The 13,058-nt window shown below is 51.2% G+C and carries 10 protein-coding genes; 4 read left to right on the plus strand and 6 right to left on the minus strand.

Translation table 11 applies throughout. From position 1 onward, the window contains the following. Positions 1-16: 16 nt before the first annotated feature. The 5 genes from ACWHYD_RS17120 to ACWHYD_RS17140 form a co-directional block, all read right to left on the minus strand. A complete protein-coding gene (locus ACWHYD_RS17120; protein ID WP_447963233.1) occupies positions 17-1,252 on the minus strand; it encodes an aspartate kinase in 1,236 nt (411 codons plus the stop codon). A 5-nt stretch (positions 1,253-1,257) separates the two neighbouring features. Then, a complete protein-coding gene (locus tag ACWHYD_RS17125; protein WP_447963234.1) occupies positions 1,258-2,493 on the minus strand; it encodes a hypothetical protein in 1,236 nt (411 codons plus the stop codon). Between the two features lie 73 nt (positions 2,494-2,566). Then, a complete protein-coding gene (thrC, locus tag ACWHYD_RS17130) occupies positions 2,567-3,628 on the minus strand; it encodes a threonine synthase (protein WP_447965892.1) in 1,062 nt (353 codons plus the stop codon). Between the two features lie 41 nt (positions 3,629-3,669). Beyond that, complete coding sequence (locus ACWHYD_RS17135; protein WP_447963235.1) at positions 3,670-4,980, minus strand: homoserine dehydrogenase; 1,311 nt, start codon at positions 4,978-4,980, stop codon at positions 3,670-3,672. Further along, positions 4,977-6,164, minus strand: coding sequence for an aminotransferase class I/II-fold pyridoxal phosphate-dependent enzyme (locus tag ACWHYD_RS17140; RefSeq protein WP_447963236.1), 1,188 nt, complete (start codon positions 6,162-6,164; stop codon positions 4,977-4,979). The genes ACWHYD_RS17135 and ACWHYD_RS17140 overlap by 4 nt, the downstream gene beginning before the upstream one ends. A gap of 250 nt (positions 6,165-6,414) precedes the next feature. Between ACWHYD_RS17140 and ACWHYD_RS17145 the strand changes: the two genes are divergently transcribed. From ACWHYD_RS17145 to mutS, 4 genes are all read left to right on the plus strand, one after another. Next, positions 6,415-7,128 (plus strand): pyridoxine 5'-phosphate synthase, encoded by a 714-nt coding sequence (locus tag ACWHYD_RS17145; protein ID WP_447963237.1) that lies wholly within the window; start codon positions 6,415-6,417, stop codon positions 7,126-7,128. A 175-nt stretch (positions 7,129-7,303) separates the two neighbouring features. Then, a complete protein-coding gene (locus ACWHYD_RS17150; RefSeq protein WP_447963238.1) occupies positions 7,304-8,860 on the plus strand; it encodes an NAD(P)H-hydrate dehydratase in 1,557 nt (518 codons plus the stop codon). Positions 8,861-8,929: 69 nt separating this feature from the next. Then, positions 8,930-9,394 (plus strand): tRNA (adenosine(37)-N6)-threonylcarbamoyltransferase complex ATPase subunit type 1 TsaE, encoded by a 465-nt coding sequence (gene tsaE, locus ACWHYD_RS17155; RefSeq protein ID WP_447963239.1) that lies wholly within the window; start codon positions 8,930-8,932, stop codon positions 9,392-9,394. Between the two features lie 172 nt (positions 9,395-9,566). Continuing rightward, a complete protein-coding gene (mutS, locus tag ACWHYD_RS17160) occupies positions 9,567-12,218 on the plus strand; it encodes a DNA mismatch repair protein MutS (protein ID WP_447963240.1) in 2,652 nt (883 codons plus the stop codon). A gap of 104 nt (positions 12,219-12,322) precedes the next feature. On the opposite strand, the gene ACWHYD_RS17165 is transcribed toward mutS, so the two are convergent. After that, positions 12,323-13,003: a hypothetical protein gene (locus ACWHYD_RS17165; protein WP_447963241.1), complete on the minus strand. Its 681-nt coding sequence runs from the start codon at positions 13,001-13,003 to the stop codon at positions 12,323-12,325. Positions 13,004-13,058: the final 55 nt, after the last annotated feature.

Here is a 13,058-nt window from a genome sequence, read left to right on the forward strand (position 1 = left end):
GACACACATCCCCATGCTAGGCTTTTCTGCGCTCCAGAGGTACTTCCAATTCAAACTCCTGGTGCAAGGCCCGAACTGCTAACTCCATATATTTTTCTTCCACCACACAAGAGATTTTAATTTCCGAAGTACTGATCATCATGATATTAATGCCTTCACGTGAGAGCGTCTGAAACATTCTGGCTGCGACACCGGAATGCGAACGCATCCCCACTCCCACTAACGAAACTTTGGCAATGGATTCGTTCACCTCAACCGTCCGGGCTTCCACTGATTTGGCAATATCTCTAACAAGACTCATACCCCGCGTCAGATCAGCTCTGGGCACGGTAAAGGAAATATCCGTCAGGGAATCTTGACTCACATTTTGAATAATCATATCCACATTGATGGCGGCCTCGGCAATGGAGCAGAACAAGGTGGCCGCGATTCCAGGGTGATCCGGGACCCCGACCACCGTGACCTTGGCTTGATTCCGATCGCCCGTGACCCCCGAGACTAAAACTTGTTCCATATCGACATCCTCTTTTACCACGCAGGTTCCAGGCCCGTCTTGAAAACTGGATCGCACTTCCACCGGCACCTGATATTTAGCCGCTAACTCCACCGAACGAGACTGTAAGACTTTAGCCCCCAGACTCGCTAACTCTAACATTTCTTCATAGGAGATTTTATCCAACCGTCTCGCGCCGGGCACAATATTCGGATCGGCCGTGTACACCCCATCCACATCGGTATAAATAAAGCAGGTATCCGCCTTGAGCGCCGCCGCCAACACCACGGCCGTCAAATCAGATCCCCCGCGTCCTAACGTCGTCACATCGGAGGCGGCGTTGATCCCTTGAAACCCGGCCACGATGGGAATAATCCCGTCACGCAAGGCTCCCAGGACCCGGTCGGTATCAACCCGGGAAACCCGGGCTTTGGTATGCATGCTATCGGTGACAATCCCTACCTGACGTCCCGTAAAGGATTGCGCCTTCATCCCAAGACTTTTGAGGGTCATCGCCATCAGCGCTATCGTGACACGCTCTCCGGAGGACAGCAAGACATCGAGTTCCCGGTCATCCGGGTCGATGCTCAACGTCTTGGCCAGCTTCATGAGCCGATCCGTTTCCCCGCTCATCGCAGACAACACGACCACCAGTTGATGCCCCTCCCGGTAGGTCCGCTCAATAAGCCGGGCGACGTTTTGGATTCGTTCCAGACTCCCCACCGACGTCCCGCCGAATTTTTGAATATACCGTGCCATAGGATTTAGTGAGTCCCCAGAAACCGCTCAAACAATTTGGTGGCATCACGGAGGGGACGGTTGGCCACTTCCCGTTCATTCAATGGGACCGCATGAATTTCGGATTTCCCCTCCGACCCTTCAAACACCAGATATGGCGAGACAGGAGCCCCTCCATCATTGTGCCCATGCGGACTTGGGGTCACCAGGACGACGATCCGATGTGAGTCCTTGCTTCCATCAGACTGATGGATGGCTCCGATCACCTGCTCGTCCACTTGCCCAAGATATTCACCTAATTGTGACGGTGACACCGCCTGCCCATCCTTGAAAGCCCACTCATAAAAGGGAATATGCAAACAGACCAGGTCGTGATTTTCCAACGCAGTCAAAGTTCTGTTGGCCAAGGCCTGCAACCAGGCGAGGTCTCCTCCTCCCCCATGTTCAACCCTGACCGTCTCAAGACCAGCGGCCATTCCAACGCCTACGTACGGCCCATCCGGGGAAATAACCATACCGTGGACTGGCCACCGTTCTTTTAAAGGAGGCAACTCCACAGGTTTTCCTGACCCCCACAACCATAAACAATTCGCCGGCTTCAACCCGGCATTCAGACGCTCCTGATTCACAGGATGATGGCATAGAATCGCTCTGGAGGCCGCCATCAGTTCACGTAAAATTTGAGATCCGTCACCAGCAGGCAGATACGCCTCGATCGACTCTCCCAAGGCCTCGTATGGGCTGCGACAGGCCACTTTTCCGCTCGCACCAACCCAGACCATAAGATGGCGATGATGGCTACCCATGTAAAATTGAATACTTTCAGATATCAATTGTTCATTGACGGCATCAATGAGTTCACGAGCATCCTCAGTCCCGATTTCTCCGCCAAAGGGGTCCGCCATGAATAGCTGCGGACCAAGTTTTTTCCCATCCCCCCATCCCTCCTGACCACGGAGAGTCACCAAATGACACAGATAGGCCACATCATGGGCATCCAGCACAACCTCTAATCCTCCAGCCTCAAAAGCACCAGGACCCGTATACCATTTGTGTGGATCGTATCCTAAGACGGCAAGGAGTGCCATTTCCCCACAAAATGGACGGGTTTCCCGGGGAACCCCTAAACGTCCCAGTTCACCATGCCCAGCCAATTCATCCAGATGCGGTGTCCGAGCTGATTGCAAGACGGTTTGGTTTCCTAATTCCTGATACGACTGTCCCGTCAAACCATCGACGTGAATCACGATCGTTTTTCGCACGATCTTGGCCTCACTATGTTGATTGAGTTAGTAGTTGTATGAACGATCTTGGTTTTCAGGAGGTCATGAAGGATTACGTATTTGTCAATTGCGCTCTGACCGCCTCATGAGTGGCAGGAACGGTGACCGGTCGATACGAGACTGAGATGGCCGTATCCGGGTCCTTTAACCCATGTCCGGTTAAGGTACACACAATGACTCCCTCTTTTGGCAACAACCCGGCTCGATTCATTTTGTCAATTCCTGCAAGAGAAGCAGCCGAAGCGGGCTCGCAAAAGACCCCTTCTTCACTCGCCACCAATTGATAAGCCCGAATAATTTCTTCGTCCGTCACCATATCCAGATGTCCCTGTGATTCCTCTAACGCTTTCAGGGCAAAATTCCAACTGGCAGGATTTCCAATCCGAATGGCTGAGGCAATAGTTTTCGGTGACTCCACCACATGGCCTCTGACCATGGGAGCCGCTCCTTCCGCCTGAAACCCGAACATACGAGGCAACCCTTGTGTTTGTCCGGCTTCCTGGTACTCCCGATACCCTCGCCAGTACGCAGTAATATTCCCTGCATTTCCCACAGGGAGGGCATGAATGACCGGGGCATATCCCAACTGGTCACAGATTTCCATGGCCCCCGTTTTTTGGCCTTCCAAACGAAACGGGTTAATTGAATTAACTAACTCAATCGCCGTTTCCTGACACAAATCCTTCACAATCGTTAAAGCCTGATCGAAGTTCCCATCAATCTGTATGACCTGGGCACCATGCATGAGAGCCTGGGTCAGCTTACCCAATGCAATATTCCCTGCCGGAATGACGACATACACCGGCAAACCCGCTTTCGCCCCATAGGCCGCTGCCGAGGCGGAAGTATTGCCCGTCGAAGCGCACATGAGTCCCCTGGCTTTGTTTTCCACGGCTTTAGAAACCGCCATGGTCATCCCCCGATCCTTAAAGGACCCGGTTGGATTCGCCCCTTCAATCTTCAGATACAAATCCATTCCCGGACACACTTTCGCGGCTAAGCGTTTTGCTGGGATCAGTGGCGTATTCCCCTCCTGAAGAGACACAATCGGCGTCTGATCTCCTACCGGGAGAAATTTCCGGTATTCCTCTATAATGCCACGCCAGGGGATCATAATGGCTTGTCCCTTTTTACGAAACAACGTGCCCCCATCTCTTATTCCACCCCCTCCATACGCAGTAACGTCGTCGCCTCAGAAACCATGGAAAGTGCATTAATTTCCTGTAATGCCGACTGAACGGCACGCTCTATGGAACGATGCGTCAAGATGACCAACGGCACCGTTTGTCCTTCCTTTCGCCCTTTTTGGAGGACGGACGAAATGCTGATCCCACGCTGCCCGAGAATCCCTGATATGGCCGACAGGACCCCGGGTTGATCCTTGACCATGCACCGCAAATAATACCGGCTTTCAATGTCGTCCATCGGCTTAATAGGGATGGGCACACGCGATTCCCATTGGAATGAGGTTACAGGAACCCGTCCGGCAACCCCGGCTAAGCGATTGCGTGCAAGATCGATAATGTCCCCTACCACGGCGCTGGCTGTTGGAAGGGATCCGGCCCCTTTGCCGTAGAGCACAACGTCTCCCACGGCGTCACCAATCAAATGAATGGCATTATAGACGCCATTGACCTGTGCTATGGGAGATCCGGCCGGCACCAGGGCGGGATGGACTCGTGCCTCAATGGCATGCTCTTGCAGTTTGGCGATTCCCAGCAATTTAATGGTAAACCCGAGTTCACGGGCAAACTCGATATCCACCGTCGAAATACGGGAAATGCCCTCGGTGAATATGGACCGCATGGGCACGGGAGTTCCATACGCAAGGTTCACCATGATAGCCAGTTTGTGAGCGGCATCCACCCCATCAACATCCAGGGATGGATCCGCTTCGGCATACCCTTCCCGTTTCGCTTCCTGTAAAATTTCGTCGAAATCACGGCGCTCATGGGTCATCCTCGTCAAAATATAATTTGACGTACCATTCATGATCCCCGTAATCGACAAGATCCGGTTTGCAGCCAACCCTTCGGTGAGCGATCGAATGATGGGGATACCTCCGCCGACACTCGCTTCAAAACCGAGATCAACGCTTGCCTTAAATGCCGCCTCAAAGATTTCTTCACCATGGTCGGCTAACAACGCTTTATTCGCCGTCACCACAGACTTTTTCCGTTCAAGCGCCTGAAGAATAAACCGTTTGGCCGGTTCATGTCCGCCAATTAATTCCAGGACAATATCAATCGCAGGATCATCCAGAATGCCCCGAACATCCGTCGTCAATACCCCCTGAGCCACAGAGACTCCCCGATCGGTTGTCACATCCAAGTCCGCAATCCGCACCAGCGAAACCGGAATTCCGACACGTTTTGCAATCAGACCGGCATTCTCCTGAAGAATCTTCACGACCCCGGTTCCTACGGTACCAAACCCGATTAATCCAACCTGGATGGCTTTTTTCATTCTGAATCTCCGTCAAATTTTAAAGCCTGACGGATTCCTCGAACAGCCTGGAAAATCCGGTGCTCATTTTCGACTAATGCAAAGCGGACATAGTCATCGCCGCCTTCGCCGAATCCTATTCCCGGGGAAACCGCAACTTTGGCATCTCGCAACAAGAGCTTGGAAAACTCCAACGACCCCATTCCGAGGTAGGGTTGTGGAATTTTTGCCCAGGCAAACATGGTGGCGCGAGGATAGTCGATTTGCCAACCAATGCGGTTAAGTCCACGGACCAGAGCATTTCGCCGTCGCTCATATCTTCCCACAATTTCTTTCACGCAATCCTGGGGACCATTCAAGGCAATAATACTGGCAATTTGAATGGGCTGGAACATGCCATAATCCAGGTAACTTTTGATTTTGGTCAACGCACCAATCACTTCTCGATTCCCGACACAAAATCCTACCCGCCAACCCGGCATGTTATAACTCTTCGAGAGTGAGTAAAATTCCACGCCAATTTGTTTGGCCTCCGGGATTTGAAGAAGGCTGGGGGCCTTGTAGCCATCGAACACAATATCGGCATAGGCCAAATCATGAATGACCCAGATTTGGTGTTCCAGGGCAAACTCCACCACCTTTTTAAAAAACTCCAGGTCAACAACGCGAGTGGTTGGATTATGAGGGAAACTGATGATCAACGCCCGGGGAGCCGGTTGCGTCTGCTTGAAGGCTTTTTTCAGGTTTTCGAAAAAATCCGAATCCGGCCCGAGTTCAACCCCACGGATTTCCCCACCCGCAATGATCACACTGTACATATGAATCGGGTACGTGGGGGTTGGTGCCAGGACCACGTCACCCGGTCCCACCATGGCCAGGGCCAAATGCGCCAGGCCTTCTTTCACCCCCAGGGTCACAATCGCTTCCGTCTCCGGATCGAGGCTGACCTCGTAATTTCGTTGATACCAATCGCAGATGGCATGACGCAATTTTGTAATACCCCGTGAGGCCGAATAGCGATGATTCCGCCCGAGTCGCGCCGTCTCAATCAATTTGTCCACGATATGACGGGGTGTGGGCTGGTCGGGATTGCCCATTCCTAAATCAATGATGTCTTCTCCCCGCTTCCGGGCTTGGAGTTTTAACTCTTGAACCTGAGAGAAGACGTATCCTGGGAGTCGTTGAATTCGGTAAAAAGGTTCCATTGTTTGTGTAAAATGACGAATCGTCCTTGATGGTTTTGGAAGGGAATGGATAGATAATCGTACGATTTAATAGAGTTTTTATTCTAGATGAGGGGACACGACCAGTCAATTTCAGAGAATGGGAATTTTTAGTTATTTTATCCAATTCCCTCTCACGCCACAAAATTTCCATTTATTGCGGGAAGATTTTCCCTTTTGCCATAATGAGATCTCTTTGGCTCTTTATTCACCCAGACTTTAAAGGACTTTTATGGCACGACTCGGCGTGAATATCGACCATGTGGCGACCCTTCGCCAAGCTCGTGGCGGACATGAACCGGACCCCATTATTGCCGCTTCATTGGTCCACCTTGCAGGAGCCGAGGGCATTGTGGTGCATCTCCGGGAGGATCGGCGGCATATTCAGGATCGGGATCTGACTATTTTGCGTGAAACCGTGCAGACGCATCTCAACTTAGAAATGGCCGCAGACGAGACCGTGGCCAAAATTGCCCTGAACATTAAACCCGATCTGGTGACACTCGTGCCTGAAAGGCGCCAGGAGCTTACCACAGAGGGTGGGTTGGACGTGATCCAGCATCGTGACCGTATTCAAGCCATGGTGCAATTACTCCATGAAGGCGGCATTCCCGTCAGTCTATTCATTGATCCTGACATCAATCAGCTTCGTGCCGCCCACAAAATCCAGGCAGATTGCGTGGAACTCCATACCGGCCGGTACGCCAATACCCGCCGTCAGCAGGAGGAAGATGCTGAGGTTGACGCGTTGGTGCAAACCGCCAAACTCGCGTCGAAATTGGGATTGCGTGTGAGTGCGGGGCATGGACTGAATTACCGAAATATCAAACGGCTGACCAGCATTCCCGAAATTGAAGAGTTCAACATTGGTCATAGCATTATTGCTCATGCCATATTTGTTGGACTTGAACGTGCAGTCCGCGACATGAAACACCTTCTGGGTTAAGGTCTACGATTAAAAAGCAGGATCTCCCCAACTTAATTCTATGAATGACCCGGAGATACGCACCAGTCAATTCACAAACCGTGCAGACCTCAAATTTCATTCTGACCCGTCTACGCCTGACTTATTCTTACTCATGCTTTAACTATTCATTTCTCCTTGCTCCTGGGATCTGCCTATGTGGGTTGTGACCGCTGAACAGATGCAAACGCTTGATCGGCGAACGATCCAAGAAGCCAAGGTTCCCGGCATAACCTTAATGGAGCGGGCGGGAGCCGGTGCGATGACCCAGCTTACAGAAGCCTTGGGTTCCCCTAAAGGCAAAAAGGCCGTCATTCTTTGTGGCAAGGGCAATAATGGTGGGGATGGCCTTGTTGTGGCCAGGCTCCTGGCCAAAAAAGGGGCAAAGGTGAAGGTCGTCTTGATGGCTCCGCTCCGGGAACTCAGTCCCGATGCGAAGGTAATGTATCGGCGGCTAAGCAAGATCATCAGACCATCTCTGTTTACCGTTAATCCCTCGGAGGAGTCCCTGCATTCCCTCACTCAAGAAGCCGACATTCTTGTCGATGCGCTCCTTGGTACGGGCCTCTCTTCTTTGGTTCGCCCCCCCTATTCCTTTGCCATTGAAGCAATAAATGCCTCGCAAGGCTTTACCGTGGCCATCGATATTCCGTCAGGATTGGACAGCAATACCGGGTCCATACTGGGAGTCGCTGCTCAGGCCGATCTCACCGTGACCTTCGGATGCCCGAAACTCGGCCTGTATTTGAGTTCAGCCATAGACAAAGTTGGAACCATCCAGGTCATCGATATTGGTATTCCCCAGGACTTTGTGTCGGATCTGAAGCCCAAGATTCATCTTCTGTCTCAGGGGATGGTTCGTCCCCTCATTCCTCTTCGCCCTCCGTCCTCACATAAAGGGACCTTTGGACATGCAGGGATTGTTGGTGGCTCCCAGGGAAAGACGGGGGCTCCCGCTATGGCTGGCCTAGGGGCACTTCGTATGGGAACCGGACTGGTGACCGTAGCCACCCCTGAAAGCGTTTCGCCCATCTTGGAGTCAAAGCTTCTGGAAGTGATGACAGAGCCCATGCCGGAATCGTCCCAACACCTTTTGGGAAGTGAGACCTATCCAGCCCTTCTGTCTTTCGCAGCTACAAAATCAGCTCTGGCTTTCGGACCTGGTATGGGGATTTCTCCTGAAACAACAGAGGTCTTGCTTCAACTCCTTCCTCAACTGAAGGCACCCTGCGTTCTCGATGCCGATGCCCTCAATGGATTAGCGCAACATTGCCAAATATTTTCATCCATGAAACAACCGCCTATCCTGACCCCACATCCCGGAGAGATGGCCAGGCTACTTGGAGCCTCATCCCCAAAAAAAATTAATGAGGATCGCATCGGCGTAAGTAGAGAGTTTGCCATGCAACATCAGGTAATCTTGGTACTGAAAGGTGCTCGAACCATCATCGCTGAACCCCGTGGACAGGTGGCCATTTGTCCAACTGGCAATCCTGGAATGGCTTCCGCAGGAATGGGCGATGTCCTGACCGGAATCATTACCGGTTTGTTAGCTCAGGGCTTGAGCGGTTGGGATGCGGCAAGGGCTGGCGTCTACCTGCATGGATTGGCAGGTGACCTGGCTGCCGCCACCATCGGTGAACCAGGGCTGATCGCCGGGGATGTGCTGACCGCTATTCCTCATGCCTTGACTCATACTCTGTCTCATTCGTAGGAGCTTCCGATCCTGAATCCCTCTCACGCCACGCCTCAGACCTCAAGCAACGATGCCCTTCGACTACGGATGACATCCGCCCAGGAAACCATAAAATTCGGTGAACGGTTAGGAAAACTGTTAACCGGAGGAGACGTGCTGGCCCTTACCGGTGACCTGGGAGCAGGAAAAACCGTTCTCACGTGTGGAATTGCGCTGGGGCTGCGAATTCCAATGGATCAAGTCAGCAGTCCCACGTTTACCCTTATTCAGGAATATTCAGGCGCTATTCCGCTTATTCATGTGGATTTATATCGTCTTGATGGGCCATCCGATATCTCTACATTAGGATTAGAGGAATATTTTACTCCAAACACCATTGTCCTCATTGAATGGGCTGAACGGTTCCCTCAGATATTACCCGCCGACCACATAACCATTTGCTTGGAATATGGAGAGGCGGAAGACGTCCGCCTATTCACCGTATCTGGAAGTGGCCCCAGGAGTATCCGCATAGGGGCCAACCTTCAAGAAAATTTGCCAAAGCCACATTGACTCAACTTATCGATACCACCTACAACTGAACCTCCATTGTCTTGTGGGAATCCGGTCCGAATACCATAAAAAACAAGGGCCGACACTGACCCCTAACTGAAATGGCCAGCGTACTCATTTTCAACGATTCACCTTACACCCAACAATAAGAAAGACTAAAACGGCTCATCAGATGAAAGACCAAGAACTCTCCCCCCTCATGCGCCAATTTCAGGATGTGAAGGCTCAACATTCTGATGCCATTGTATTTTTCCGTGTTGGGGATTTTTATGAAATGTTTTTTGAGGATGCCGAAGAAGCCTCGAAACTCCTTGGCATCGTGTTAACCGCACGAGGCAAGGCCAAAGGGGAGGGCATCCCTCTTTGCGGAGTCCCCTATCACACTTCAACCGGATATATCGCAAAACTCTTGAAAGCCGGGAAAATAGTGGCGTTATGCGAACAAGTCGAAGACCCCAAACTTGCCAAAGGGCTCGTTCGTCGTGAAGTCGTTCGGGTCTATACCCCTGGAACCTTGTACGATCATGAACTCCTTCCTTCACGAGAGGCCAATTTTTTGTCCGCCCTGTGTTACACCCCGTTATCCAACCAGGGAAATACCACGCTAGGCAATCGCTTTGGACTGGCCTCCATGGACCTTTCAACCGGGGAATTTTGGATTTCAGAATCCTTGATGAAGCATTCCCTGCAAGAGATCGTCGATGAACTGGTCCGCCTTGAGCCCAAAGAAGTCATCTTTCCTGCCCCACTTCAAGAGGAAATGACATCCGCATTCCAATCCCTGCCTATTGCCCGCATCGTGCCTCGTGATGCCATGAGCTTTGATCTTGAGTCCTGCAGGACGATCCTCACCAGAACATTTCAGGTCAATCAGGTTGAAGATCTCCAGCTCCATGGACTCCGATCCGGCCTTCAGGCCGCCGGTGGCCTTTTACAGTACCTGGCTGAAACCCAGCCAACGCTCGCACATAGCCATATACGACGCCCCTTGATTCGAATCCTCGAACATGAAATGCAATTGGATCAGGCCACCCTGCGTAATTTAGAAGTTCTCAAGCCTGTATCCGAACAGCGCCAAAGTCCTACCTTGCTCACCACATTGGACAAGACCAAAACACCAATGGGGACAAGGCTTTTGCGGCAGTGGATCGTCCGTCCATTGACCCAGGTCCCGGCCATTCACTTGCGCCAGGAAGCGGTAAAGGAATTGGTCCTGAATCTCGGGGTTCGCATGTCGATTCGTGACCATCTGAAAACGGTGCAAGATCTGGAGCGACTGAATAGCCGAATTGTCCTGGAAGTGGCCAATCCTCGGGACCTTATCAATCTCCATCGCTCTCTGGAGGATTTGGTGGTGCTTCAGCAACTCTTACCGTCTTTCCAGTCTCCCATGCTGAAGAATGTCCATGAGGTCTGGGATCCCCTCCTGGATGTCTCCTCCTGGATTGCCGACACCATCATTCCTAATCCGCCCCTTTCCGTGAAGGAGGGAGGCATAATTCAAGCGGGGGTGAATGGGGAACTGGATGAATTACGAGTCCTGGCCAAAGAAGGAACTCGTTTACTGACCGAAATGGAAACTCGAGAACGCACCAGAACCGGCATCGACTCTCTCAAGGTGAAATACAATCAAGTCTTTGGCTATTACATTGAAGTGACAAAAGCGAATTTATCGCGAGTCCCTGTGGATTACCACCGGAAACAAACCCTGGTCAACGCCGAACGGTTTACCACGGGTGAACTGCAGGATCTCGAAGGTCGGCTTTCCAGTGCGGACCAAAAAATGAAAAGCCTGGAAAACCAATTATTTGCGCAGATCCGTCTCCGTGTCGCATCTGCCACCACCCGAATTCAGGGAATGGCGGAACAATTGGCTACCCTGGACGTTTTGACAGGGCTGGCAGAAGCGGCAACCATCAACCGGTATCACCAGCCAACAGTCCATGAAGGAGGAACGATTCAGATCACGGACGGTCGCCATCCGGTCATTGAACACATCCGGCAAAGTGAAGGATTTATTCCCAACGACACAACGCTAGACTTGGACACCAACCGACTCTTGTTAATAACCGGTCCCAATATGGCTGGAAAGAGCACATACTTGCGGCAAGTTGCCCTTATCGTACTTATGGCTCAGATGGGAAGCTTTGTGCCTGCTGAGTCTGCACGAATAGGAATTGTTGATCGTATTTTTACCAGAGTAGGAGCAGCCGACGACCTCAGTGCCGGTCAAAGCACCTTTATGGTGGAAATGAGTGAAACAGCCAGAATTTTGGACACGGCGACTTCCCGAAGCCTATTGTTGCTGGATGAAGTAGGAAGGGGAACCAGCACCTATGATGGACTGAGTATCGCTTGGGCACTGGCCGAATATATCCTGGACCGTGGACATCTCGGAGCACGGACTCTTTTTGCCACCCATTACCATGAAATGACCCAATTAGAGACCATCAGAGAAGGGATCAAAAACTACACGGTGCTTGTTCAGGAAAAAGGGCAAGATGTCCTGTTTCTCAGAAAAATCATCCAGGGAAAGGCTGATCGAAGCTACGGAATACAAGTCGCCAAACTGGCAGGGATACCAAAACCTGTTCTTGACCGCGCAAGAAATATTCTAGCCCAACTTGAACAGGATTCCTCATCTAACAACGTGTCCCTCTCCGATGAGTCAGTGGTGGATACCCCTCCTCTCGAACAGGTCTCACCAAAACCCCATGTTATCTTAGATGAAGTCAAACAGATGGATCTCTTTTCCATGACTCCGCTTGAAGCCCTCAATCGACTAGCTGATTTTAAGGCTCGATTGAATGAGCACAATCCCTAATAATTTTATAAGAACCCCACACCACAAAAAAAAAGGGCCTGCGTTATACGCAGGCCCCTTTACAAAACCTTTAATCTCAAATTATTTAAAGGTTATCCTCTTTCTTAATGCTTGCCACCCATTTCCTTGTGCACTTCTACCTTCTCAAACGAAGCTGCGGCTGGATCGTAAATCTGGCCGGTCCCTTGATCGGAGTAAGGAATGAGTCCAACAACGGCTTTGCCGTCTGGAATCAACACATCATAGAGCATTTTGCGTTGATCTGGCCAAGAATCAGCCCGTATGGCATCCAAAACCGGCGTGGTACGAAGAGTAGAAATATTTCGTGGCTTATCAGGAGTCCCAGCTACTTCCTGAAGGGACTTGGCCGAAGACACAACCCGGTGGTTTTGCTCGGTTTCTTGAACCACAATTTCCACCAAGCCATAATTTGATGGCTTCGTGTCTGTCATCACAGCCTGACTTGAAGAATCTTTCCCGGCCGCTACAAGTGTTTTCCAAATTTCGTCGCTGCCTGGGTACACTTTGAGATTTTTGCCAGGATAATACTTTTGCCAGTAATAACCGCTTTCCGCATTCCCACCAAACACGGCCACATTGATCCACACCGCTTTATCGTATGGATCGACCACAGCGACCCGCCCCTGGAGGGTTGTGGGCTTACTTAAATCACCCCACTCAAATCGCTCTTGAAAAGCTTCGATGGCCATTGCGCTTGAGGCCATTGCCCCAACTAGCGCCACGGCTCCAACAAGGGCCAACCCTTTCTTTTTAGCACCTTTCATAATGGCTTCCCTCCTCGAGTAAAGTTTTAACTCTCAATCATGATTTATCTGACAA

The sequence above is a fragment of the Nitrospira sp. Ecomares 2.1 genome (assembly GCF_965152585.1).